At 47.2% G+C, this 25,472-nt stretch carries 17 protein-coding genes and 1 pseudogene; 8 read left to right on the forward strand and 10 right to left on the reverse strand.

Annotation, left to right across the window (positions count from 1 at the left end; genetic code table 11):
* The first annotated feature begins 59 nt into the window (after window positions 1-59).
* Window positions 60-1,352 (forward strand): GGDEF domain-containing protein, encoded by a 1,293-nt coding sequence (locus tag EQP46_RS05655; protein ID WP_240671669.1) that lies wholly within the window; start codon window positions 60-62, stop codon window positions 1,350-1,352.
* Between the two features lie 82 nt (window positions 1,353-1,434).
* Here the strand turns inward: EQP46_RS05655 and EQP46_RS05660 are convergent, their stop codons facing one another.
* The 4 genes from EQP46_RS05660 to EQP46_RS05675 form a co-directional block, all read right to left on the reverse strand.
* On the reverse strand, window positions 1,435-2,526 hold the full coding sequence (locus tag EQP46_RS05660; RefSeq protein WP_129492720.1) for a ketoacyl-ACP synthase III: 1,092 nt from the start codon (window positions 2,524-2,526) through the stop codon (window positions 1,435-1,437).
* 213 nt (window positions 2,527-2,739) lie between these two features.
* A complete protein-coding gene (locus EQP46_RS05665; RefSeq protein WP_129492721.1) occupies window positions 2,740-4,110 on the reverse strand; it encodes an SLC13 family permease in 1,371 nt (456 codons plus the stop codon).
* A 209-nt stretch (window positions 4,111-4,319) separates the two neighbouring features.
* A complete protein-coding gene (locus EQP46_RS05670) occupies window positions 4,320-5,066 on the reverse strand; it encodes a SanA/YdcF family protein (protein ID WP_129492722.1) in 747 nt (248 codons plus the stop codon).
* Window positions 5,067-5,177: 111 nt separating this feature from the next.
* A complete protein-coding gene (locus EQP46_RS05675) occupies window positions 5,178-6,869 on the reverse strand; it encodes an NAD-dependent malic enzyme (protein WP_129492723.1) in 1,692 nt (563 codons plus the stop codon).
* Window positions 6,870-7,227: 358 nt separating this feature from the next.
* On the opposite strand from EQP46_RS05675, the pseudogene EQP46_RS24600 reads away from it, so the two are divergent.
* Window positions 7,228-9,618, forward strand: a pseudogene (locus EQP46_RS24600) (DEAD/DEAH box helicase).
* Between the two features lie 44 nt (window positions 9,619-9,662).
* On the opposite strand, the gene EQP46_RS05685 reads toward EQP46_RS24600, so the two are convergent.
* The 3 genes from EQP46_RS05685 to EQP46_RS05695 form a co-directional block, all read right to left on the reverse strand.
* Entirely contained in the window at window positions 9,663-11,012 is a 1,350-nt protein-coding gene (locus EQP46_RS05685) for a DUF7402 domain-containing protein (protein WP_129492724.1), read from the reverse strand.
* Between the two features lie 177 nt (window positions 11,013-11,189).
* Window positions 11,190-11,672, reverse strand: a complete 483-nt coding sequence (locus tag EQP46_RS05690) for a YajQ family cyclic di-GMP-binding protein (protein ID WP_129492725.1) — start codon at window positions 11,670-11,672, stop codon at window positions 11,190-11,192.
* Between the two features lie 54 nt (window positions 11,673-11,726).
* Entirely contained in the window at window positions 11,727-12,791 is a 1,065-nt protein-coding gene (locus EQP46_RS05695; protein WP_129492726.1) for a 3-deoxy-7-phosphoheptulonate synthase, read from the reverse strand.
* Between the two features lie 336 nt (window positions 12,792-13,127).
* Here EQP46_RS05695 and EQP46_RS05700 point away from each other — a divergent pair, with 336 nt between their 5' ends.
* Together EQP46_RS05700 and EQP46_RS05705 are read left to right on the forward strand one after the other, a co-directional pair.
* Complete coding sequence (locus EQP46_RS05700) at window positions 13,128-13,931, forward strand: putative PEP-binding protein (protein ID WP_129492727.1); 804 nt, start codon at window positions 13,128-13,130, stop codon at window positions 13,929-13,931.
* Window positions 13,932-14,151: 220 nt separating this feature from the next.
* Window positions 14,152-14,988, forward strand: a complete 837-nt coding sequence (locus tag EQP46_RS05705) for a CvfB family protein (protein ID WP_129492728.1) — start codon at window positions 14,152-14,154, stop codon at window positions 14,986-14,988.
* Between the two features lie 374 nt (window positions 14,989-15,362).
* Here EQP46_RS05705 and rsmF read toward each other — a convergent pair whose 3' ends face one another.
* The 3 genes from rsmF to EQP46_RS05720 form a co-directional block, all read right to left on the reverse strand.
* Entirely contained in the window at window positions 15,363-16,796 is a 1,434-nt protein-coding gene (rsmF, locus tag EQP46_RS05710) for a 16S rRNA (cytosine(1407)-C(5))-methyltransferase RsmF (protein WP_129492729.1), read from the reverse strand.
* Between the two features lie 162 nt (window positions 16,797-16,958).
* On the reverse strand, window positions 16,959-19,583 hold the full coding sequence (locus EQP46_RS05715) for a PqiB family protein (RefSeq protein WP_129492730.1): 2,625 nt from the start codon (window positions 19,581-19,583) through the stop codon (window positions 16,959-16,961).
* The gene (locus tag EQP46_RS05720) at window positions 19,570-20,799 is read right to left on the reverse strand and encodes a paraquat-inducible protein A (RefSeq protein WP_129492731.1); all 1,230 of its coding nucleotides are present in this window, start codon (window positions 20,797-20,799) and stop codon (window positions 19,570-19,572) included. The genes EQP46_RS05715 and EQP46_RS05720 overlap by 14 nt, the downstream gene beginning before the upstream one ends.
* Before the next feature lie 433 nt (window positions 20,800-21,232).
* Between EQP46_RS05720 and EQP46_RS05725 the strand changes: the two genes are divergently transcribed.
* The 4 genes from EQP46_RS05725 to EQP46_RS05740 all read left to right on the forward strand — a co-directional run bounded on the left by EQP46_RS05725 (window position 21,233) and on the right by EQP46_RS05740 (window position 25,337).
* Entirely contained in the window at window positions 21,233-21,691 is a 459-nt protein-coding gene (locus tag EQP46_RS05725) for a GAF domain-containing protein (protein ID WP_129492732.1), read from the forward strand.
* A 114-nt stretch (window positions 21,692-21,805) separates the two neighbouring features.
* On the forward strand, window positions 21,806-22,462 hold the full coding sequence (proQ, locus tag EQP46_RS05730) for an RNA chaperone ProQ (RefSeq protein WP_129492733.1): 657 nt from the start codon (window positions 21,806-21,808) through the stop codon (window positions 22,460-22,462).
* A gap of 18 nt (window positions 22,463-22,480) precedes the next feature.
* Window positions 22,481-24,484 (forward strand): carboxy terminal-processing peptidase, encoded by a 2,004-nt coding sequence (gene prc / locus EQP46_RS05735; RefSeq protein ID WP_129492734.1) that lies wholly within the window; start codon window positions 22,481-22,483, stop codon window positions 24,482-24,484.
* 187 nt (window positions 24,485-24,671) lie between these two features.
* A complete protein-coding gene (locus EQP46_RS05740; protein ID WP_129492735.1) occupies window positions 24,672-25,337 on the forward strand; it encodes a lipocalin-like domain-containing protein in 666 nt (221 codons plus the stop codon).
* The last annotated feature ends 135 nt before the right edge of the window (window positions 25,338-25,472 follow it).

A 25,472-nucleotide genomic window follows, 5' to 3' on the forward strand; every position in this document is an offset into this window, starting at 1 on the left:
TTTTTTGTTGCCACTTTAAGAGTAAAAAGCCTGTTTTGAATCGGAAATTCTCGCGAACCATGTTCGCTATGCTCATCCTGTTTATATTTTCTTTATCTGCTGTTGTTTGGTTCTATGCTGGTGGTGCTGCATCTCATTACGTCATTTCAGGTGACGACGTGCAGTATCGGTATATTGATGACAAAGGCGTAGGCGGAAACACCATTGGTGCTGTTACGCACAATGCCGATAAATCCGTCACCTTGGGGTGTAATCTCGGTGAACAACACCGTTGGCCATATTGCGAAGTTGCGATCAGCCTAAGCGATGACATTCGTGATGGTATCGATCTCACACATTATCACTCTATGGTCATTGAAGGGTCTTACCTCGCGCCTAAGCCGGATCAGCGTCTTCGTGTTTACCTGAGAAATTACAACGACGCGTACTCGTCGGTTGACGATCCTGTGTCTCTAAAATTCAATGGTTTGGAATACAACCCAACAGTGGAAAACACAGAAGCTGTTCTGCCGCTAAAAGCATTCCAAGTTTTGTCATGGTGGATCTCGGATCTGGCCGTGCCTTTGGAACATGCGGGCTCAGAATTGACCAATGTGTCTGTGATTGAAATTGCCACAGGAAGCGCACCAGTGATCGGCGAGCATAGATTAACCATTCAGAGCATTCGCTTTGAGGGTGTGATGATTTCCGAAGCGCAGCTATTTAAGAACCTCACGACCATGTGGCTCGTTGCTGCACTCATCGTTCTTTGCGTGAAATACTGGCAAAGCCTCAAGGTGTACAAAGAAGAGCGTGTTCGCAGTGACCGTCTTCTTACCATCAACGAGCAGTTGAAACAGCAAAGTGAAACTTTGTCCATCATGGCGACAACTGATCCGCTGACAGGATTGAGAAACCGCATGAACGTACACCGCGACTTGGAGAAAACCATGTCTCGGAAAGACCGTCGAGAATGCACGGCCCTCGTCATCGATATCGATCACTTTAAACGCATCAATGATACCTTCGGTCACGAAATGGGGGATCGTATTCTGATTGAAGTGGCCACCTTATTGAAAAACCGCTCTATGTCGACGGACATTGCCGTTCGCTGGGGGGGCGAAGAGTTCGTGTTCTTCTGTCCTGATCGCAACGTGGCGCAAGCGTCATTCTTGGCAGAAAAAATCCGTGCCCGTTTTGAAGAAAATACGTGGCCTCATGGTGAGCGGATGACTTGCAGCATTGGTGTCGCATCGCTCAGGAACGACAGTGTGGCGGGTATGTTGGCAGATGCTGATGACGCCCTGTATCAGGCCAAGCAGTCCGGTAGAAATCGTGTGGAAGTCTTTTCCGATGTGCTGGTTACCGCGTAGGGTTCAAGTCGTCATCAGATGACTGAAGAACATAATAAAAAAAGCAGCCTAGGCTGCTTTTTTGTCTCTCAACGTTGCGCAATTACTCTGCGCGACGCTTTGCGTTTTCTTGGCAACAAGTAATCGCTTCGTTCAACAATTCGAGTGCGGTTGCATCGGATGCAGGCAAAGCGGCATCACTGGTGTTGATTGGCGTTACGCGGTCACCCCAGCGTAAAACACCGGCACCCCACGTCAAGCCAGCACCAAAGGCAGCCATAAGCAGAGTGCTGTTCGGTGTTACTCGGCCTTCTTCAACCGCTTCACACAGGGCGATAGGAATCGTCGCGGCTGAGGTGTTGCCGTATTTGTGAATGTTGATGAATGCTTTTTCTAGTGGGATCTTGGCGTGGTCACACAGCGCTTCAATGATGCGTTTGTTCGCTTGGTGAGGAATCACAAGGTCGATGCCTTCCGGTGTTTTTCCTGCACGAGAAAGCACAGCACCGGCTGCAGAACCCATGCCTTTTACGGCACGTTTGAAGATCTCTCGACCCACAAAATTGAATTCAAAGTAGCCATTGTCTTGCGCAAAACGTGGCATACCCGTGCCGAACTCTGGAATGGCCAGCACATCGCGACCCTCAGCGTCACAACCGAGTTGCGCTTCAAGTAGACCCACTTCTTTGTCTGTTTTGCTTAGGATAACGGCACCTGCACCATCACCAAACAAGACGGCAGTATCACGTTTGCTCCAATCGAGATACCACGTCAGGCGTTCTGCACCAATGACCAAGGCGTGCTTATATGCGCCAGCTTGGATCATGCGTGTCGCTGTTTCTAAAGCATACAAAAAGCCTGTACAGGCGGCGTTTAAATCAAATGCAGCCGCTTTCTTCGCGCCAAGCTCAAGTTGAACTTTAGAGGCGATGTTGGGAATTAATGTATCAGGCGAGCACGTGGCGACGATAATAAGATCAAGATCCGAACCTTCAATGCCTGCTGTTGCGAGGGCTTGTTTGCCTGCGACGGTTGCTAATTCAGACGTGTTGACGTGGCTGATACGACGAGCACTGATACCGGTGCGCGACGAAATCCATTCGTCAGAAGTTTCAATGAAAGTGCTTAGATCAGAATTCGTTAGTTCAGCCTGCGGGAGACATTTCCCCCAGCCTGTAATTTCAGCAAATGGCATGATTGTCTCTTGTTTTTATCATTCGAGCACTCAGTGTAACGCTGAAAAATCAATGAAACAATTCAACATGTTGATCTATGTGTGATTCACAACACCTTCCTGGTCAGGATGTGAAATAAGTAGATGAAAAAGAAAAAGTGGCCGATGGGGCCACTTTTGTTTAAATCTTTCGCGTCAGTTGAAACACATGCTTTTGCGACTAAGGTTTGGCGTTTACCAGAAAATCCATGCGAATATCGCAAGCACGATAATCGAAGCAACGTTCAGGTAGACACCTGCACGCATCATTTCAGATTGTTTGATGTGACCAGATGCGAACACAATGGCGTTTGGTGGTGTCGCGACGGGCAACATGAAGGCACAGGAAGCGGCGACCGCAATCAAGGCTGACAGTACGACAGGAGACACGCCAAGCGCTTCTGCGACGGTTGCGAATACAGGGACAAGCAAGGCGGCACTGGCAGTGTTACTGGCAAACTCAGTCAAGAACACCACAAAGGCAACCACAGTGAGCAAGGTGAAGAATACGCCTGCTGATGACAAGAAGCCGCTGAGTGATTCTGCCAAGAAAACACTGGTGCCTGTGGCTTTCAATACGTTGCTTAAACACAAGCCACCACCGAACAGAAGCAATACACCCCAATCTGTCGATTTTTCAACGTCTTTCCATTTCACCACACGGGTTGCACCCAACAATATGATGGCGGAGATTGCCACGAGCGTGTCGAACTTACTCAAGCCCCCTAACATTTGGTTAATCGGCTTACTGAAAATCCAGCAAAACACGGTAAGGCCGAAAATCAACAACGTTAGACGACGGCTGTTGTTCCATTCGATAGGTGTGTGGTCGAGTTCGAAGGTGTGCTTTAGGTTTGGCTTGGTGAGGACATACAGCAAGCCGACGGTAACGGGGAGTAGTACCATGGTGATCGGTAAACCAAGTTTCATCCAATCAACAAAGTTCAAACCAACTTCTGCTGCTGCAATGGCGTTTGGCGGGCTGCCCACAATGGTAGAAATGCCGCCGATACTGGCGCAGTAAGCGATTCCCAGTAATACGAAAACATAGGTGCCGCGTTCTTGTTTGGCGTTGACTTTGCTAAGCACGCCCAACACCAATGGCAGCATCATGGCCGTTGTTGCTGTGTTTGATATCCACATAGAAAGGCCGGCTGTCACACCAAACAACATAATCACCGCCACGCTCATTTTGCCTTTCGCAACGATCAACACTTTGTCTGCAATGGCTTGGTCGAGTTTTTGAACGTGCAGCGCCGCGGCAAGTGCAAAGCCACCAAGGAAAAGGAAAATAATCGGGTTGGCGAAATTAGCCATCGCCGCGGGTGTTTGGAAAACACCTAAGCCTACTGCAAGCACTGGCACCATGAGTGCGGTAATGCTGACATGCAAAGCTTCTGTTAGCCATAACACTGCGATGAAGATAAGCAGGCTCAAGCCAATAACAACGTCTTTTTCGTAGGGCAATACATTTAATAGGACTGCGAAAAGTGCAATGTCCGCTAATAAAATCAGGCTATTTCTGTTAAACAGCCAATCTTTGAAAGCAATAGTTAATGCTGTCATATCGACTTCCTTTATGGGTATGTAGGGTTATTTTTGTAATTGTTAGAGCTAATCACTCTGAGAACGGAAGTATTATGCGCAGAACAGGGTGAGCAAATCGGGCGTGAACACACAATATTAATAAGGTGTTGCTTTGGTGTTTAAATTTGAGATGGGGAAAGTTAGAAATGGGTGTAAATCCACCCGTCATTCAGAAAGGTGGCGGGTGTTTATTGTGTATCCGGCGTACTGGCTGTGTTTGATTTTTCGGTTTCGGTTTCAGGTACAGATGTTGGCTCTGTTTCAGAAGGCGCAAGGTTGTGTGTATTGAGCCCATCAACAGATATCGTTTCTTTCGGGCCAAGAAACTTAGGCTGAACATCCAGCACGTAGATATCAAGCAAGGCTTTCACGCGTGCTAAGGTTTCTCGGCTTCGAATTTTCAGACCGGCTAAGCCTTTCGGGCTCGGAACAGCAAGGCAAATAGCATCAATATTGTAATGGTCAGCGATGAATAGAGCGCGTTCGCAGTGGAAGGCTTGCGTGACGATGGTGAATTCATCTGCATCAAAGACCTCTCTCGCGCGTATCACCGAATCGAGCGTTCTAAACCCTGCATAATCCAACACAATGTGTTCGTCTGGAATACCGGCTTTAAGCATGTCGCGTTTCATCGTCCATGGCTCGTTATAAGAACGGTGGGCGTTATCGCCACTGAGCAAAAGCACATCCACTTTATTCTCTTGATAAAGCGCTTGGGCGGCGTCAATGCGGTAGGTGTAGTACGGGTTTCTGGTCTTGCCTATGTATTTGCTTGTGCCAAGTACGAGGGCAACATGACGCGCTGGCGTCTGATCGATGGAGGTGTAAATCCTTCCTTTCGCTTGGTATGACACCCAGAGATCCATCGACGCAATACTGAGTACAGACGCGACAATCAGGATAATCGTGGTGATGGCGAATTTACGAAAAGACATGAGCAAATAGACGAGGCTTTATTTCTGTGATGAACCAGCAGGTTATAACAAAGGAACGTAAATGACAAAGAGAACAGCCGCAAGCTAGGGCGCTTGCGGCTAATTTTTTTATTAGAACGATGTACGCTTATATTGGCGGTATTTAGGTTGCCAGAAAATCGCGTCGATTTTCTCTTTCAGTGCGTCTTCTGCGAGCTCTAACGCGACACCTTGTTCAATCGCTTTCTTCGCAACTGCTAGCGCAATGTGCTTAGACACATCGTGAATTTCTTCCAGTGGCGGAAGCAGGGCGCCTGTGCCGTTTTTCGCCAGTGGCGAACACTCAGACAGCGCACGGCTTGATTCCATCAACATTTCGTCAGTCACACGTTTCGCATCAACAGCCAGCACACCCAAACCGATACCCGGGAAGATGTAGCTATTATTACATTGTGCGATTGGGTAGGTTTGACCGTTATCAAGCACAACAGGATCAAACGGGCTGCCCGTTGCAACCAATGCTTCACCATTCGTCCAACGTAGGATATCAAACGGCGTTGCCTCAACGCGGCTGGTTGGGTTAGACAGTGGGAATACGATAGGGCGCGCACAGTGCTCATGCATCGCTTTAATCACGTCTTCACTAAACAGACCTGGCGCACCAGAAACGCCGATAAGCACGGTAGGCTTCGCGTTCTTCACAACGTCTAGCAGAGAAAGGTTTTGATCTTCCGCTTCCCAATCTTTTAACGCATCACGCTTTTGCGTCAGCTTCTGTTGGAAATCGAGCAGGTTTGGCATGCTATCAACCAACAAGCCCCAACGGTCAACCATGAACACACGCTCACGCGCTTCTTCATCGCTGATGCCTTCTGACACCATTTGCGCGATGATCGCTTCTGCAATACCACAACCAGCTGAGCCAGCGCCCAAGAAGGTAATGCGCTGCTCAGATAGCGTTGTGCCTGCTGCTTTACAGGCTGAAATCAATGAACCCACCGTCACGGCTGCAGTGCCTTGGATGTCGTCATTGAAACAACAAACGCGATCTTTATAACGCTCCAGCAATGGCATGGCGTTCTTCTGTGCAAAATCCTCGAATTGGATTAGCGCATCAGGCCAGCGGCGTTGAACGGCTTGAATGAACTCTTCAATGAAATCGTCATAATCTTGGCCCGTTACGCGGGAATGACGCCAGCCCATATACATTGGATCAGAAAGACGTTGCGGGTTATTCGTGCCCGCATCCAATACGATTGGCAGGGTGTAAGCCGGGCTGATACCACCACACGCGGTGTAAAGCGCCAGTTTACCGATTGGAATGCCCATGCCGCCGATGCCTTGGTCACCAAGACCAAGAATACGTTCGCCATCGGTCACAACGATAACTTTCACGTTATGGCGTGATGCGTTGTTCAGCATTTCGTCGATGCGGAAACGGTTTGGGTAAGAGATAAACAGACCACGGCCACGACGGTAAATGTTCGAGAAGTTTTCACACGCCGCGCCAACGGTTGGCGTGTAAATGATTGGCATCATTTCAGTGACATGGTTGTTCACCAAACGGTAGAACAGCGTCTCGTTGGTGTCTTGGATGTTGCGCAGGTAAATGTGCTTATCCATGTCATTTTCAAAGCGCTTGTATTGCTTGTAGGCACGCTCTGCTTGCTCATCAATGGATTCAATCGCTTCTGGTAGCAGGCCTTCAAGGTTGAAAAACATACGTTCTTCAACGGAAAACGCACTGCCTTTGTTCAGTAGCGGCGTTTCGAGTAGTGCTGGACCAGCGTAGGGGATATACAGAGGGCGTTTTTGATTATGCATTATTAAGTACGACTCAAATCTTTCAGAATTTTATGAATACGTTAACCCTTGGTTATTGGGTCTATCACTTTTGCCTGTCAGCTAAGGAAACAAGCAAACAGAGGGCTAACGATGTGCTGAAAGTGTAGTGGTGAAGTCCGCTACTGTTCAACCTTCTTTTGGCAAAAGAAGCGGCGGTGTAGCGTATTTAACGCGTTATACATACAAAATGGCCTCAAACATTAGCGTTTGAATCACAATGAGAAAGTTAGAACAACACAATTCAGGGGTTAGCGACGCTTATTCGAACATTGGAATGTTTCTTCGTCGGCGCTTTGCGATACACTGCGAACCATTCGAAGTGTTACAAGATCTCCCCATGCAACCAGACTTTTCATTTCCACTCCCTATTGATGTTCTTCGTGATGAGATAGCGCGTGTGCTTCCTCGGCGTAATGTGATCATTCAAGCCGATACGGGAACGGGAAAATCGACACGGGTGCCACTTTGGGCGCGAACGCTTGGCCGTGTGTTAGTGATTGAACCTCGACGTGTTGCGTGTACTTCACTTGCGGGGTTTGTGGCAGAAAGCCTTTCGACTTCGGTTGGTAGACAGGTTGGTTATGCCATTAAGTTTGACCATCGGTTTACTGAAAACACCGAAATTGTGTTTGCGACGCCGGGTGTCGTGCTTCGCTGGTTTAGCGAAAACAAACTGGCGGATTTTGATGTGGTGATGATCGATGAATTTCATGAGCGTCGCGCTGAAATGGATTTGCTCGCAGCGTTATTACTCAAATATGAGCAACATCGACTGATCGTAACGTCAGCAACCTTAGATGCGGGAAAACTTGCGACCTATTTTGATGCAGAATGTTTAAAAGCCGTCGGTAGGAGTTACGGTGTCACAGTGTCTCACCACGCTCGAGACCCACAGTTTATGCCGACTGCACGAGATTTGGATGTTCGTATTAAGGCCCTTGTTGTTGATGCATTGGCGCGAGGCGGTGATGTGTTGGTTTTCTTGCCGGGGAAGAAAGAAATTAATCAATGTCAGGCGACACTAAAGGGCATTGAGGCAGAGGTTATTCCTTTGCATGCGTCGGTATCTGATCACGATAGGCACAGAGCACTTCATCCATCTTTTAAGCAAGATCGGCGTTCTCACGCTAACGCTCAGTCTGACCATGTTCAACGTGTTGTGCTTGCCACCAATGTGGCAGAAACCTCACTTACCATTCCCGGCATTGTCACTGTCATCGACTCTGGACTCGAGCGGCGAACACATCAACGTAACGGTCGAACTGCATTGGCGCTTCATGCTATTTCCAGTGCTAGCGCAAAACAGCGAGCAGGGCGCGCGGGTCGTGTGACTGAGGGGTATTGCGACCGTATGTATGGAAAGCATGCACCATTAGAAGCGTTCACCCCGCCTTAGCTGGAGCGCGAAGAGCTCACCGAAACCATGCTTGCCGCCGCAGCGTGCGGTTATCCGCTTAACACCTTGCCATTACTCAGCATATTGCCGGAAAAGTCTTGGGCTACAGGCGTTCAACGCCTTCGTGCGATGGGGGCGATTGATGAGGCAGGGAAGATAACACCGCATGGAAATACCCTTTACCCACTGCCTATCGATGCTTTGTTCGCGCACCTTATTTCGGGCATGAAGGATAAAAGTAATCAGGAAGCGATGTGTGATCTCGCCGCAATGCTTCAAACGCCACAAAAGGTATGGAAGCGAAAAGGTGGAGACGACGCCCTCGATGCGTTTAGCCAATGGAATAAACATCAATGTGACGTTGTCACATCGTTGGCGGTCATTCGAGAAGAACAACCCGATATCATTGATGTAGATACGCTTGCTCTTGCAGAAGCGAAACAACTTTCAGCCTCGTTACGTGAAGCATTAGCGCTGCCACAGCGAGAAGTCGCGAGTCGATTTAGGCGCGATGCCTTTTTAACGAACGTGATGGAGGTATCGCCAGAGTTGGTTTTTGTTCGCCGAGCGCGAAGACAACAAGCATTCGGGAATGGCATAAGCGAAGCCGTACTTAGTCGCGATAGTGACTTTCCAGATAAAGCCCAAGCCGCCATCATCTTTGATCAGTTTCACTTAGCGGGAAAAGGGTCAAAGCAAACCACGTCATACGCTACCTGTATGGCTTCTATTTCACTCGGTTCGATTGCACAGGCGGGGTTAGGTGATGAGCAGGTTGGTGAGCGACAAGAGCAAGATGGGCAGTTCGTCGACCTTGTTCAAACCGTGTATGCCGGTCGTGTTGTTGCTGAAACCGTGAGGCTAGCAGAAGGAGACAGCCTGATCGCAGCGTTAGCCGAGCGTATTCTTTCGGGAGAGCTCATTGAAGGTGCGGGAGCGGCAATCACTCGACAGGTAACCTATTGGAACCTGTACCAATCTCTTGAGAGCAAAACATCGACGCAAAACGTCAGTGCCCAAGCGTGGCTTGAAGAAGTACTTACCGATTTGGGGGTGGAATCTGCGGAAGATGTACTTCTTCTCGACAGCAGTGATCTTCATTTCGACGGCATTCCCGGTTGGGAGTTTGATGACTTTGCCGAAAAATACCCACTCACACTCCAACTCGCTCAGTTAAATCTGACGGTTGAATACAACAAAGCGAAACGAACGGTGGTTCTTCATCATCACAGTGGCCTTAGAAAAGAGGGGCCAAAACGGTGGGAATTGCCGACATGGCAAGGCTGGCGTGTTCAATACAAAAAAGCCAGCCGTGTGGTTGATGTGAAATAGGTAGGATACAAACGCCTCAACAGGCGTTTGTATTCGTTCTAGGGCTACTCAAATGGCGAGAACATTTCGACTTCCGCTAAGCCTGTGTTTGCGGTGCTTTGTGACGTTGATGTTACTCGAATGGTAACGGCGTTCACTCGCTGTGAATTGAAGCCTATAGGGAAGGCGAAGCCGTTGTTTGAAAGTTGATTAAACGGCAGTGTTGTCGTGTTGTTTCCGTCATGAAGTACAATTTCACCGCCCGTGATATGATCGACGAGATTTGGTCGGTCATAGAGAGTGATTTGGTCGAGCGTGACTGACTGAGCCCATTCATATTTTATCCAAGCACCGCTCTTCTCTCGGTTACTTGCCCATTCTGCTTTTTGGGTAATTCTGTAATCCGTTGGGTAGCCTGAATAGACACCATCAACCGTATTATCGGCAGTTTGTCCCGTTGAATAGTTCTCTGATGACGCGGTAATGGTTGCATCTTTAGCGATGTTTTTTCTCGTCTGACACGCTGTATTGGTATTCAGTTCGCGTCGGTACATGCGTGTGAGCCATGCATTGTGGCCGCGATCCCACGTACTATTGTGATAGTTATCGGCAATACTTCCGGTTGTTACTCCCCATGTCCCTGCATTGACAATAAGTTCGCTGTCGGACACGTTTCGCGCCAAGGATGCCGTTCTGTAATTTTGATAAAACCGAAAATCAAAGCAATGCTCTTTCAAACTGAATGTTTGAATGTCTTGCATTAACCAAGATACTGCCTGGTGATCGGAGTGGTCTCCATGATTGCCATGCTCGGCGATGTTGGTTTCAGCTGCGTGTATCTGAATAGTAGAGAATCCAACGGCTTCTTCTGCAACAAGCTGCTCGATGGTCCAGACTAAATCTTTCCAGCCGTCGAAGGTATCCACACCATCCACCGTTAGAAGTTGGTCTACATCGCCATTTCTGAGCTTTTCGAGTGATGAATATCCTGTGAAGTTATAACCACTGCCATTACCCGAGCCGTCCGGTAGGCGGAAAAAATAGGATACGGTGTTGCTGTAAGCCGATCGTTCTAAGGTGTGGTCATTCACTGTAACAGTGGACACGCTTTCTTCTCTCCCGCGCGCGCCATTTTGAGTGTTCACCATGAATCGAATAGCACTCTTTGCTCCCTCTTCTCTCGCAATGTATTTAGGGTGCTGAAGGGGCCCATCTCCCAAGCCCGCATCACCTGCAGTGAAGTGAAGGAAAACGACTTTGTTACTGGGTTTTTTCACATCGTTGTAGGCACTGGGATTCATAAAAAGCTGCCAGTCGTCCGCATGTGCAGCGACATAGATACTTAGGGTTGATGAATGTGCAAATTGACTAAACAAACAAAGGGCAAGAGAAGCGCCCAACGCCGCTTTTTTCATAGGAATACTCTCAAGTGGTGGCAGTGAGCATTTATCCGAAGGATAACGCGTAAAGAACTTGTTTTAGCAGTAAGCCTTTGAGAGAGCGTGTATTAAAATTTGAAAAGAGATTGAAAGGAATGAAAAAGCGCCCGAAAGGGCGCTTTACAGTGTTTATATGCGGTGTTCTGACGTGTATCAGTCGCGGAAGTTATTGAACTGGAAAGGCTGGCCAAGATCAGATTCACGTGCCAACTGCATTACCGCTTGTAGGTCATCACGCTTTTTACCCGTAATGCGCAATTGCTCACCTTGGATTTGCGCTTGAACTTTGATCTTTGCGTCTTTGATCATCTTCACCAGCTTCTTCGCAATCAATGCCTCGATGCCGTTTTTGAAATGAACATCTTGCGACCAAGTTTTGCCGGTGTGAACGACGTCTTTAGGCTCCATCGCTCTTGCATCTACGCCACGCTTTGCCAAGTTACCACGAAGAATGTCGATCATCTGGGTGACTTGGAAATCTGAATCAGCAGACACTTTGACGACTTCTTTGTTTAGCTCGAAGCTAGCGTCAACACCACGAAAATCGAAACGAGTCGCGAGTTCTCGCATTGAGTTATCTACGGCGTTTCTTAGTTCGACGTTATCAATTTCAGAGACGATGTCAAAAGAAGGCATAGTATTATCCTGATGTTTACTTGAGAAAATTAGACGAATTCTACAACAAATTGCTTAGTTGTCGGTATTACGTTTTTCAATGGCGCTCGCCAACATATCCAGCATGTCGCAGGTATCATTCCAACCCAAGCATGGGTCAGTGATGGATTTACCATAGGTCAAACCGCAAATGTTGTCTTTCTCAACCGCTTGATTGCCTTCCTCGATAAAGCTTTCCGCCATGATGCCCGCAATGAAGGTGTCACCATTGGTGATTTGCTCACAAATGTTTTTCGCAACATCAAGCTGACGTCTGTGTTGTTTTTCACAGTTCGCATGGCTGAAATCAACAACCAATTTTGGCACTAGGTTGAAGCCTTTAAGGTTTTCAGCCGCGTTAGCGATGTCTTCACGCTTGTAGTTAGGCTGGTGGCCACCGCGCAAAATTACATGACCATATGGGTTGCCGCTTGTGCGGTAAATGGTCATGACGCCTTCTTTGTTTGGTGAACAGAATAGGTGTGACGTTTGGCTTGAACGAATCGCATCAATTGCGATTTTGATGTTGCCATCTGTACCGTTCTTAAAGCCAACAGGGCAAGAAAGGGCTGACGCCATTTCACGGTGAATTTGAGATTCGGTCGTACGCGCGCCAATGGCACCCCACGTCACCAAGTCAGCGATGTACTGGCCCGTGATCATATCGAGGAATTCGGTGGCGGTTGGCATGCCGAGTGCGTTGACATCGAGAAGGAACTTACGCGCCTTGAACAAGCCTTCGCGTAAATGACAGCTGCCATCCAAGTGTGGATCGTTAATCATGCCTTTCCAGCCAACAACGGTGCGTGGCTTTTCGAAATAGGTACGCATAACAATGTGCAGGTTGTCTTTGTGCTGCTCTGCTTTTTCTTTCAATCGGCGGGCGTAATCAAGTCCCGCTTCTGGATCGTGAATCGAACAAGGGCCAACAACCACGAGAAGGCGGCTGTCTCTGCCGGCGAGAATATCTTCGGCTTGTTTGCGTGATGCGGCAATGTGCTGGGCAATGCTATCAGTCAGTGGATGTTCATTTTCCACTTCTGAAGGTGTTGGCAAAGTGTCAACAGGTTGCGTTCTGAGTTCGTCTGTTTTTATTGGCATGGACACTGCCTTCCTTACTTCAGTTTTGATGCAAAGCCAGTAAGATAGCAAAAATTCGCGGACATAAAAGCGGGGAAGCGATCTTTGCGCAATTAAATGTGTTTATTGCTTTACATTTCGTCTGTTCTCGTTGCCATTGCTGGTATTTTGCGCTGTGGATTTCAAGGTTTTCACGTTCACGCTAGAAATTAATATTTTCGCTTGTATCCCCGAGTGTCTCTGGGTATGTTTTGAGGCAGATAGAGACAAATCTGTTGTTTGGATAAACCCTCGATTTGTTTCAAGAAAAATTGCCTCTTTGGCAGCTCAATCATCACAAGGCAGTATTGGTGCGCTATGTCTCAAATGGAATTGACTTACTCTTACGTTTTTAAAACCCCTTCTCAGCTAGAAAACAATGACAACGCCTTAGGCATGATTGCCTTGGGTGACCTTTATGCTTCCGCCATTAATGTCCACCCCGCGTCGTTAGACGACAGTGCAAAGGCGGTTTCAAAGCTGGTTGATTTGATTGAAACGGCATACCAGAAAAATGCTGATCAACCGCTTCGTATTATGTTGAACCACAACAGCTCGCTGCAACTTCGTCAGTTAGCAAACAGTGACGTTGAAGCGGAAGAGCCGAACCCGAATATGGGGTTACGTGGCGTGTCACGTTATGTGAGTGACATTGGTCGCCCAGGCTTTGTGTTGGAGTGTGAAGTGCTCAAATCCGCCATTGTTGATAAGAAGCTTCCTGTTGAGATTGTGGTGCCGTTTGTTCGCACATCAAGTGAAGCTGCAACTATGATTGATCGATTGGCAGAACGCGGTTTATGCCGTGGCGCGAATGGATTAAAGGTGCACCTCGCGTGCCAGCTTCCTGCAAATGCATTACTCGCCGAACCCTTGTTGGCGTATTTTGATGGCATCATTGTGGACGTTGATCATTTGGCCGCGTTTACCTTGGGCGTCGATTTTGAAAACGATGCACTGCCTTACGGTTTCAATAAGCACAATGAAGCGGTGCGTGGTTTGATTCTTGATACCATTCGTAAAGCACAGTTGGCGGAGAAACCGGTTGCTGTGCTAACACAGCAAAGTGATACGCACATTATTCAACTTGCAGAAGGTGCCAACGTGGAAATCCTTTTCCAGTAAGATGCCTCTCATGCCAATGAAAACGCCGCGGTAATTCGCGGCGTTTTTGATCTATAAGGCATCTAATGCCAACCCCTAATGCGACGCGGGTCAGCGCGCGAGTGAGACGTAAATTGGATGAAGAAAAGGCAATCACTTCGTTGTATTCAAATAACTACAACGCATGCGCAGCAAATCCCGTATACTGCGCCTAATTGAAAAACGAAAGAGCAGAGCATCAATGATTAAAATTGGTCAGTTGAATACACTAACCGTGGTGAAAGAAGTCGATTTTGGTATTTTCGTCGATGGCGGCAGTGAATACGGAAACATTTTGTTGCCGAAACGCTATGTACCAAAAGACACTCAACTCGGTGATGAAATCGAAGTATTCATTTATTTTGACTCTGAAGACGACATTATCGCGACGACAGAAACACCTTTGGCGCACGTTGGTCAGTTCGCAAAACTGAACTGCATCAATACGACGCCCGTCGGTGCGTTTTTAAACTGGGGTTTGCCGAAAGACTTGCTGGTGCCGTTCAGTGAGCAGCGCATGCGAATGCAAGAAAACCATTCGTACCTTGTTTATCTGTACTTGGATAATGCATCAGGCCGCATTGTTGGCTCAACCAAGTTCAACAAGTTCCTTGATAAAACACCAGCGCGTTACAAACTGGGCGAGCAGGTACATATCACTGTCGTTGAGCAAACGGATCTGGGCTACAAGTGTGCTATTAACGATAGCCACTGGGGTTTGATCTTCAAAACGGAAGCGTTTGGTAAGCTGTTTGTTGGTAAATCACTGAAAGCCTTCATCAAGCAAATTCGTGAAGACGGTAAGATTGACCTGTCTTTGCAGAAATTGGGTAAGGGTAAAGTGGATGACCTGTCAGATAAAGTCATTCGTACTCTCGAAATGAAAGGCGGTTTCCTGCCAGTCACCGACAAGAGCAGCCCTGCGGAAATCTTTGAGATCTTCCGTACGAGCAAGGCGACGTTCAAGAAAACCATTGGTGGTTTGTACAAAGAGCGCCGAATTCGCATTGAGTCTGACGGTATTTACTTGATCAAGTAACATCGGCTAACGATTGATTTAAGCAACACTCATACAAAAGGAACCGAGAGGTTCCTTTTTTGTGTCTCTTTTTCAGGCAACGAAGTCTTATCTTTGACCTTGCAAACTGGGTCGTGTGAATTCGCTTATTACGATGCAGGTTGTAAGGCATACAAACCACGCGAGTTTGGCTAGGTATAAAACCTATAAAGCAATGCATGATCAGGCGAAGGACCGCCGAATAAAAAGAGCCCGGAACGATTCCTGTTCCGGGCTTAGGGGAATGGCTCGTAAGAGCCTTGCGCTAACTGGTTTAAATGGAGATTTGTAACTCTTAAAAATTTAGCTTGTGCAAGGTTCTTACGGCGTTTCATCATTGAGAAAATGAAAACTAATCAATCAATAAATAAGTTCACATCTCTAACTAGTTCTCTTGGAAGACCATTTTTAATTCTATTGCCTACCCATTTGCCAATTCCGATCGGTTGGCCTCGGTAACATACAATCACTTCACCTTTTCCTGTGAGATCTTGTGGTCTAATATCTCGACCCATGTACCATTCTTTAGCATTTTCTGCCGACAGGTCGAGGCAGATGGCTTCTTTGCCCGTCGCCAATGCCATGACCGTCTCGTGTTGCCAGCGGTAACCGTTCTTGTGCGACTCTGCCAACTTCAATCCAATGCGGTCGAACTTAATTTCTGGTAGCAACAGTTCTACGGCTTTCGGGAACAGCCATACTTCTTTGTCACGCAGCCACACGGTTGCGCTGCGCGGCACGACGATACCCAATGAAGACTCGACAGCCGTAATCACGTCGGCAGAGTCTTTGCGTGTCGCTGGTTTGAATGGGAAGTTGCGCGGACGCTTTTTCACCATTTCGCTGTTCACATTTTCAATTTTTCGAACGCGAGCAACAAAGAAACCTTCGCTATCGAAGATTTGCGGGAATACGTGCAGGAAGCCTTCTTCCGTGCAGGCTTTTTCCGCCCCCTCGAACAAATGGTTCAAGGGCTCAAACTCAACCGCATCGCCAAAAGTGTCTTTTAGGAAATGACAAATGTGCTGGTTTTCTTCGTGGTTCAATGTGCAGGTTGAATACACTAGCGAGCCGCCGGCTTTTAGCGCGTGGAAGGCACTGACAATCAAGTCACGTTGTGTGTTGGCAATCTCAGTCACTGATTCAGGACTCCAGTTGCTCATGGCATCGGCATCTTTTCGAATCGTGCCTTCGCCAGAGCAGGGTGCATCCAACAAGATGGCATCAAAGCTTTCTGGCAGCCAACCACCAAACACGCGACCATCAAAGTTTGTTAGCGCTGCATTGTAGACGCCACAACGAAGCAGGTTAGCGTGAAGCACCTTCACACGGCTTGCTGAATACTCGTTAGCAACGAGCACGCCTTGGTTATTTAATGCCGCAGCAATTTGGGTTGTTTTTGACCCTGGAGCAGCTGCCATGTCCAACACACGTTCCAGGTCGGTATTGTTCTCAAGTAGGGCGGTGACAGGTAGCATGGAGCTGGCTTCTTGAATATAGAAAAGCCCCGCCATGTGCTCTGCAGTGTTACCAAGCGGCACGGTATCGGCATTTTCTTCACGTTCAATCCAAAACCCGGTATCGCACCAAGGCACAGGCGATAATGCCCAACCTTTCTCTTGCGCGCGGATCTTAAAGTCTTCGACAGAGTTCTTGAGCGTGTTTACGCGAATGCTTCGGCGTAACGGGCGCTTACACGCGTCGATGAAATCGTCCATAGAAAGGTGAGATGGAAGGATTTGCTCAACTTGTTTTAGGAATAACTCTGGCAATTCGATGTTTGGATGCACTTGAACGTGTCTCTTACTGAAATTTCTTGATGGCGAAGTGTAAAAGGAAAGCGCTGAAGACGCCAGATTCTCTCAACGCTAGGCAAAGAAAAAGCGCGATCCTTTATAAAGAATCGCGCTTTTCGGGGCATTTGTGTTCGGTTTGAACTTGGCTCAGCCGTGTTAGAACTCAGGAATGGCTGTGCGCCATGATTCCCACTCAGACTTTGCTTCACGGTGTAGCAAGTAATGCTGATCAGAACGCGCTGGTGCGGCTAAGGCTTCGCCTTCAGGTGTTGCGAACGCGATGCCGCCTTTCAGGATGCTCTCAATGGTGCCACTACGCACGGTCGCGCCGGTTAAGCCGATTGAAACATCCACACCAGAACGGTTCCAGAATACTGTGTTGTTGCGAACCAAATGTTTGTAATCATCACTGATCTTCACTTCAATCAGGACGCGGTCAGCGAAACGGCCAAGACGCACATCGGTGACGGTACCTACCTCAAAGTCGCGGAATAGAATCGGGGTTCCCACGTTCACAGAGCCACGATTTTCGCTCTCTAGAACCAGTGTCAGGCCGCCTTTGTATTCCGCAGCGTTGTGAAGCTGGAATTCTTCACGTAGCTTGCCATTGCCCGGTACGACGGAAATATACGCGCCAAACAGAGAATCCAAGTTCTCGGTTTTGGTTAGGCTCAATGTAGGCTGCGCTACCCAAAAATAACTCGTCGCTTTAGCCAGTTTGCTTGAATACTCAGGGTACAAAATGGCATTTACGATCACGCCTTCATATTGGAAGGCAGGGGAGAGATCTGTCACTTCACCAACATCAACGCCTTGATAGCGGATCTTGCTACCTGCCGAGAGGCCATTGGCTTCGTCTGCAGTAAAGGCGATTTTTAGCCCGTAGTTTTGTGCATCTGTCAGACTGTCGTATAGCTTCCAATGACGGCCATTTTTGTTGTCGATACCTTGAATGTCGCCAAACGAAATACCGCCAGATACGATAGATTTCAACGAACCTGTATCGATATGTACGCCAGACAAGCTCGCTTTAATGTCGACACCTGATTGGTTCCAAAACACGGTTTTGTCTGTGATCAGGTGGTGGTATCGATTCTCGATTTTTACCTGAACTTCGACGCTGTTTTTTGCCAATTGGAAACCTTCGACTTTGCCGACGGTGAAGTTCTTATACATCACGGGGCTGCCTTCGGACACTGACGGCAGTTTTGCAGCAATAAGGGTTAGCGTTCGATAGCCCTTTAAGCTGTCTTTCGCGTTTCGCGCTTGGATTTCAGATTTAAAGAGGGTGTAGTTATCGCGGACTTTCGCTTCACCTTCGCTGGTAAAGCTAATGGCTGGCTCCGCCATTTGCGCGACAGCTGGCACAATAAACTCAACACCTTCTGAGGTGATTTGGCCTGTTACACCGCCAACGATGAAGAAGCGTGTCTGACTCTTCACCAGATGTTTGTATTGCGGGTCGATAATGACCTCGAGGCTGACTGAACCGTCATTCAACGCTGTTTTGTTCACGAAGCCCACTTGCATGCCACGGTAAAGGATCTTGGTATTTCGCCCCAAACCCCACGCGTTGTCGGCACTTAACGACACGGTCAGTGCGCGAGGATCCGCAGCCATGATGGAATCTGTACTTTTCGCACTGAACGTATGCGTTTCTTTGCCATCGCCCGGGGTGATAGACAGGGTGTTCCCTGTAAACAAATTCGGCAGATTTTTCAGACCATCGAAATTGAGTTGCGGGGCTTCAATGATGAACTCACTGTTGCTCTTTAATATCCATGCCATCGCAGGATCAATGTTGGCTTTCGCAATGGTGCCCGTGAAATCTTTATTGAATGAGATATCGTTCAAGCGCCCGACTTCTAGCCCTTGATAGACGATAGGGGCCTCAGGGTTTTTGATGTTGTGGTTCGCAGGCAAGTCGATAGTGATCGGAATGCCGCGGTCTGTGTCGTTAATAGAGCTGTACAGTTGGAATGTTGTCATGTCAGGTGCTTGTGGTGCTCCCATTGGCGAATCAAACGCCACACCGCCAGCGAGAACAGAAGCGAGGTTTTCAACTTTGACATCGACACCCGATAACGACACATCGGCACTCACGCCACTCACATTCCAAAAGCGCGACTTTTCCGTTACCAAGCTCGCGTGCTCTTTCTTCACTTTGAGCGACACTTTCACGCGGGTTTTGTCTTTGGTTAAACGGTAGTCATAGACTTCGCCAACGCGTATTTTTTTGTAATACACGCCAGAACCGATGCTCAATGATCCTAAATCGGGTGCTTCAAGCACAACGTGCATGCTGTCGTCATCAAAGGCAACAGGTGGCGCTTCTTCCGCTGCAACAAATCGTGTTCTCGAATCGCCAGCGCCCGGAAATACCGCGATATAGTTACCTGAAACCAGCGCATCGAGTCCGCTTATACCTGTGATAGAGGCTTTGGGTTTAACCACCCAAAACACCGTGTCCTCTTTAAGGATCTTCGTCGCTTCGGGGTAAATATCAGCTTCTGCTGTGATGCTTTGCAGGTCATCCGCCAGATTGATTTTGCGGATCATACCTACTTCCAAGCCTTGATAACGGATGGTGGTTCTTCCTGCTTCAATCCCTTGTGCATCGGTAAATTGAATTTCAATGCGTTCGCCAGCTTCACTGACCGAACGATAGAGAAGCCAACCCGCTAACAAGAAAGCAAGGGCGGTAAAAATCCACAAAGGGGAGATCCCTCTGTCTTTTTTAATCGTCGGCTCTTTGATTTGAGGTTGTTCAACGTTGCTCATATTTATCCCAAATAAGACGAGAATCGAGGCTTTCAGCTGCGATCATGGTAAGCACCACAACTAAGCCAAAGGCAATAGCACCGGGGCCGGGTGTAAAATCGAGAAGGCGTCCACGGTCGATAAGGGACATCATGATGGCGATAACGCACAAATCCATGACGGACCATTTACCAATCCATTTAACGAAACGGTACATTTTCATCCGTTGCTTACGGCCTGACTCCACTTTGAGGTGAATGCAAACGAGGATGTAAGCAAGGCTGACAATTTTCGCGACCGGCACAATGATACTGGCGGTAAAAATGATAATGGCGATGCCATACATGCCTGTTTTAATCAGGTGTGCAACGCCGGAAAAAATGGTGTCTTCTAATCGTTTGCCGTTCGTGAGCAAAATCGAAATAGCGAAAAAGTTCGCGGGGAAGATGAAAATTGTGGCAGCGATTAAACATGCCCATGTTTTCTGAATACTTTGGAAGATACGCCTTTCAAGCTTTGCACCACAGCGAGCGCAATGCGTGTGCGCTGCATCTTGTGCGAGACCGCAGTGCTTGCACCCAATCATGTGCTCATCATCCAGTGTGAGTGTGGTTTGGGGTTGGCTTTTAGCATTATTCATCAACTCTGCTTTGGCAGAATAGGCGTCCCAATAACGCTTGGGGGATACGCGAGAAAGCAAAGCCGCCATTAGGATCTGAAGTAGCACAAAGCTAAAGAGGCCACGGCCGACCGAAATTTCGGCGATGTCAGCGACTTTGAAGCCTGCAATGCCAAGGCTGACAAGAAACACATCAACCATAACCCAGTGTCTAATGAGCTTTAACACATACGTGGTGTAGTAGAGACTTTTCGCGTGCTGATAGTGAAGTGCGACATTTGATAGCAAAATCGACAAAAGGAAGACGAACGGCGAAAACACGGTGCAGAACAGCACCAACAGACCAACAAATGGAAAGGTGGAAAGCAGGATAACAGCGCCACTTCCAACCGTGGTCGATAAGTTAACGCCAATCAGTTCAATGCTGATCAAAGGAAATAACTGCGCGGGAAAGAACAGCGCTAGTGCGGCAAGCGCTAGCGCGATTTCACCAGAAAAACTGAGTGACGTATTTTTAGCCACCCGTGAGCCACACCCAGGGCAGCATGCGCTGTAGCCTCGTGCTACAGACACGTTATGTAATATCAAGTCACAAGATGTGCATCGCAGCACGCGCATGGCTGATTCCACCTCATAAGGTTGCGAGTTTTTCCTGATTGGGAATTCAAGCTGTACAGCTTAGTATACTAAGTGTTGAGTCTGACAGACGCCGATGCGTGTTCATATTCAAGACAGCATCATCTCAAAAGCGAAAGCATCATAAACTTTCTCGCCCGCTCAGGACATGAAATTATGCATAAAACGCAGATATCTCAATGAATTTGTTCAATTCTTGGGCGATCATTTTCAGTGTTAATGCATGACGCTGAATTCATTATCTTCACTAAAGATACAAACGTCTGGCGTTTAGCCACATAACTTTCATGATTTCATCAAGATAAATTCGTAACCATCTTGAAGCAGTCTGGACTTTTTTGGGCAATTTCACTATTGAACCTCAGATAAATACATTATACGGTTACCGCCTCCTTCATACGGATGCTGTAAATCAATGGAAAACAAAACCGCGTTCTACCACCTTCTTACTCGTCAAGCTGTCGCGTTGATCGAAGGGGAACCCAACTTGATTGCAAACCTTGCCAATGTCAGTGCACTGCTTTTTCAAGAGCTCGAATGCATAAACTGGGCAGGTTTTTACCTCGATGATGGCAACGAATTGGTGTTGGGTCCGTTTCAAGGTAAGCCAGCTTGTGTGCGTATTCCTTATGGAAAAGGCGTTTGCGGTACTGCGTTCAGTCAGGATTCTGTCCTACGTATAGAAGATGTGCACTTATTTGAAGGGCATATCGCATGTGATGCAGCCAGTAATTCAGAAGTTGTTTTACCGTTATATGTGAAGGGTAAACTTGTTGGTGTTTTGGATATAGATAGTCCAGAAAAAGCAAGATTTGATGTGCATGATGAAACCGGACTCACTTTATTGGTCAATGAATTGCAAAAACACCTCTAAATTTAAGGTTCTCTGTGGTTTTTCGCACTCAGGTATCTATAATACGCAGCACTTATTTTGTTAACTCGTACACAATCTCTATTGTCGCCATCGCGCAAAGAGACAGGAAGAAAAATGGAAAACACTGAAAAACTGGCCAACAGCAAACAAGTTATTGCATATATCGCTGAGCGTTTCCCGAACTGTTTCACTCTTGAAGGTGAAGCGCGTCCTCTGAAAATCGGCATTTTCCAAGACTTGTCTGAACGTCTTGCTGATGATCCAAAGGTCAGTAAAACCCAACTTCGTGCCGCGCTGCGTCAATACACGTCTTCCTGGCGTTACCTATATGGCGCAAAAGAAGGTGCTGTTCGCGTTGATCTAGACGGTGGTGATTGTGGCGCACTTGAGCAAGAGCACATTGAGCATGCTCAAACTGCGTTGGCTGAAAGCAAAGCGAGAGCTGCTGAGCGTCGTAAAGAGCAAGCTGCGAAACAAGGTGACAAAAAGTCTAACGCGAAAGACAAAAAATCACCAAAAGCAAATAAATCAACGGCTAACCAAGCAAAATCTCGACCAGCCAAGGCAAAAAATACTAAGCTTACTAAGAAGCCAGTTGAGCCACGTCGTGAACTCAACGCCGAAGATATTGTCGTAGGTAAGGACGTTAACGTTAATATGGGTAATGGCAACATGCCCGCTACGATTGTAGAACTTAATAAGGACGAGGTTCGCGTACGTTTAAGCAATGGTCTAACCATGCTCGTTAAAGCGGAGCACCTCAGTTCATAAAGGGAGAACCCTCGACGCATGACATGTCGAATCCGCTTTTCTGTGATCGCTGCCAGTATAATGCTGGCAGCATCCGCTCATGCCATTGAGGCTAAGTACGAATCATCTGACTTACCTACTCTGGTGTCTGAACCTCAACACAAGACAGCCAGCAAACGTATTACCCGCCGTTTTGAAAAATCTCACTACAAGCAGTTTCAGCTTAATGATGCATTCTCCGCGGAAGTCTTTGATCGCTATTTAGAAACACTTGATTTCAACCGCTTGTTCTTAACGCAAGAAGAAGTCGAGGCGCTATCCAAGTGGCGTGCTGAATTTGATGATCAACTTCGCTCAGGTGAAACAACGGCGGCATATGACATTTTTAATGTGTCTCTGCAAAAGCGTTTTGAACGCTACCAATATGCGTTGTCTTTGCTAGACAACGAAATCACGTTTGATGCAAACGATGAGATGTTGGTTGATCGCAGTGAAGAACCTTGGGCGAAAAACGATGCAGAACTTAATGAGTTGTGGCGCCTTCGCGTTAAGAACGATGCATTGAACTTGAAATTAGCCGGTAAAGAATGGCCTGATATTCAGGATACGTTGAAAAAACGTTATAACAATGCGCTCAAACGCCTTACCCAAACAAAAAGCGAAGATGTTTTTCAGATTTATCTGAATGCTTTCTCTCGTGAAGTCGATCCTCACACCAGCTACTTGTCACCAAGAAATGCCGAACAATTCCAATCAGAGATGAACCTGTCTTTGGAAGGTATTGGTGCTGTGTTACAGGTTGAAGATGATTTCACCGTCATTCGTTCTTTGGTTGCAGGTGGCCCGGCATCTAACTCGAAGAAATTGTCTCCAGGTGACCGCATCATTGGCGTAGCGCAGGATGACAACAAAGTGGTTGATGTGATTGGTTGGCGTCTTGATGACGTTGTTCAATTAATCAAAGGACCGAAGGGGAGCAAGGTAAAACTTGAGATATTGCCTGAAGGCGCGAACTCTAAAAGTTACAAGGTAACAATTGTTCGTGACAAAATCCGACTCGAAGATCGCGCAGTAAAATCTGAGCTTATCAAAGAAGGTTCGGCAAAAGTGGGTGTTATTTCAGTTCCTAGCTTCTATGTAGGCTTGGCGGAAGACACCAAGAAAGAAATTGCCAAACTCAAAAAGGATAAGGTAAGCGGTATTGTTATCGACCTTCGTAACAATGGCGGTGGTGCGCTAAGTGAAGCGTCTGCGCTGACCGGTTTGTTTATTGAAGGTGGTCCTGTTGTTCAAGTGCGTGACAGTTATGGTCGCGTGAAAGTGAACAGTGACAGTGATAATGCCATTTACTACGACGGTCCAGTCACGGTTTTGATCAACCGTTACTCGGCATCTGCTTCTGAAATTTTTGCTGCGGCATTGCAAGATTATGGTCGCGCAGTGATTTTGGGCGAGCAATCTTTTGGTAAAGGTACAGTGCAACAACACCGTTCACTGAACCATATCTATGATTTGTTCGACAAACCACTTGGCCACGTTCAGTACACCATCCAAAAATTCTATCGAATTAATGGCGGCAGTACGCAGAACTTAGGGGTTGTTCCTGACATTGCATTCCCAACAGCGGTTGACCCTGAAGAAACAGGTGAGAGTGTTGAAGAAAATGCATTGCCATGGGATAGCATTAACCCTGCAGTGTATAGCACGGTAGGAAATACCAACAACTTGGTGGTTGAACTTGATAAAATGCACCAGTCTCGAATCAAAAATGATGAAGAGTTTGGCTTTATCATTGAAGACATTGCTGAGTACAAAGCGATCAAAGACGATAATGTGATCTCTTTGAATGAGAAATCGCGCATCGCAGAACGTGAAGAAGCAGACAGCAAGCGACTTGCACGTTTAAATGATCGTCAAAAAATGTTGGGTAAGAAAGCCTTCAAGACGTTGGATGATGTGCCAAACGATTATGAAGAGCCAGATGCTTATTTGAATGAAGCGGCGCTCATCACGCTAGACATGGCAAGGTCTAAGAAGAGTTGATTTATCACTCAATAGTGAATTAACTACCGATTTATCAATAGTTAACGAAAACGAAAAAGCAGGCTTAGAGCCTGCTTTTTTTATGCGTTCAAAAAAAGTTAATGTGATATCAGCGAGGTTTAAGGTGAGCAATAGTGTGATTTGTATCTAAGATTAAATTAAGACCAAAACGAGTAAGGAGATACCTATGACGAAATGGATAAGCTTAATGTGCCTACTGTTCTCCTTATCGAGTGCCGTAAAAGCAGAAGATTTAACCCAGTTTGATTTTCCCTTACTGCTTGGCGATTGGTATTGGTTTAGTCCTGATCAACAATCCGAACCTGCCGGTGAAAAGGGTGCGTACAAGGCCATCAACATTTCTTTTAAATCTGACTACCGCTTCAATGTGAAATTGCTGAATCGAGATGGTTCGGTGGAAGAGGCGTCAGGAAAGTACGATATTGATGAAACGACCATCGTGCTCAATGATGACTTTGGCGATTCTCAGCATCACGAGTACAAATTGAATCACAACCAACTGATGTTGAAAGGCGCGCAGTTTACGAAGATTCTGCCTAACAATTTATCAGGTGCGTGGTACAGCGACATCATTCGAGGTAAAGACGTTGGTGAGGAAGTCGAGCAACTCGCGTTGATGCTTCGTCCCGATTTTCTTTTCTCTGCAAGAATCTCTGGCAAAGAAGGGAAGTCCATTACCCATCGAGGCGTTTACTTTTTAGAAGATGATCATCTCGTGCTTATCTATCGTGGTGGTCAGCAAGATTCTCAATTTGAATTGTCTTCGAACACACTTAAGTTAGTCGACAACCAATTCGGAATGGAAGCCGTACTTCAACGCCAGTCGCCTTAAACTTTTTGAGAAGCGAGAAGCGAGAAGCGAGAAGCGAGAAGCGAGAAGCGAGAAGCGAGAAGCGAGAAGCGAGAAGCTAATTACGGCGAATTAGAAAGTTATAAAAAAGGGACACTGAAGCGTGTCCCTTTTTTG

Source organism: Enterovibrio baiacu (genome assembly GCF_004120195.1).
GTDB lineage: Bacteria > Pseudomonadota > Gammaproteobacteria > Enterobacterales > Vibrionaceae > Enterovibrio > Enterovibrio baiacui.

What these genes read in the sequence shown, in the direction of transcription:
- prc (WP_129492734.1), top strand. Translation starts at nt 22,481, where the DNA reads ATGACATGTCGAATCCGCTTTTCTGTGATCGCTGCCAGTATAATGCTG.
- EQP46_RS05695 (WP_129492726.1), bottom strand. Translation starts at nt 12,791, where the DNA reads ATGCCAATAAAAACAGACGAACTCAGAACGCAACCTGTTGACACTTTG.
- EQP46_RS05715 (WP_129492730.1), bottom strand. Translation starts at nt 19,583, where the DNA reads ATGAGCAACGTTGAACAACCTCAAATCAAAGAGCCGACGATTAAAAAA.
- EQP46_RS05690 (WP_129492725.1), bottom strand. Translation starts at nt 11,672, where the DNA reads ATGCCTTCTTTTGACATCGTCTCTGAAATTGATAACGTCGAACTAAGA.
- EQP46_RS05655 (WP_240671669.1), top strand. Translation starts at nt 60, where the DNA reads ATGTTCGCTATGCTCATCCTGTTTATATTTTCTTTATCTGCTGTTGTT.
- EQP46_RS05665 (WP_129492721.1), bottom strand. Translation starts at nt 4,110, where the DNA reads ATGACAGCATTAACTATTGCTTTCAAAGATTGGCTGTTTAACAGAAAT.
- EQP46_RS05675 (WP_129492723.1), bottom strand. Translation starts at nt 6,869, where the DNA reads ATGCATAATCAAAAACGCCCTCTGTATATCCCCTACGCTGGTCCAGCA.
- EQP46_RS05700 (WP_129492727.1), top strand. Translation starts at nt 13,128, where the DNA reads ATGTCTCAAATGGAATTGACTTACTCTTACGTTTTTAAAACCCCTTCT.
- proQ (WP_129492733.1), top strand. Translation starts at nt 21,806, where the DNA reads ATGGAAAACACTGAAAAACTGGCCAACAGCAAACAAGTTATTGCATAT.
- EQP46_RS05740 (WP_129492735.1), top strand. Translation starts at nt 24,672, where the DNA reads ATGACGAAATGGATAAGCTTAATGTGCCTACTGTTCTCCTTATCGAGT.
- EQP46_RS05720 (WP_129492731.1), bottom strand. Translation starts at nt 20,799, where the DNA reads ATGCGCGTGCTGCGATGCACATCTTGTGACTTGATATTACATAACGTG.
- EQP46_RS05685 (WP_129492724.1), bottom strand. Translation starts at nt 11,012, where the DNA reads ATGAAAAAAGCGGCGTTGGGCGCTTCTCTTGCCCTTTGTTTGTTTAGT.
- EQP46_RS05660 (WP_129492720.1), bottom strand. Translation starts at nt 2,526, where the DNA reads ATGCCATTTGCTGAAATTACAGGCTGGGGGAAATGTCTCCCGCAGGCT.
- EQP46_RS05670 (WP_129492722.1), bottom strand. Translation starts at nt 5,066, where the DNA reads ATGTCTTTTCGTAAATTCGCCATCACCACGATTATCCTGATTGTCGCG.
- EQP46_RS05725 (WP_129492732.1), top strand. Translation starts at nt 21,233, where the DNA reads ATGGAAAACAAAACCGCGTTCTACCACCTTCTTACTCGTCAAGCTGTC.
- EQP46_RS05705 (WP_129492728.1), top strand. Translation starts at nt 14,152, where the DNA reads ATGATTAAAATTGGTCAGTTGAATACACTAACCGTGGTGAAAGAAGTC.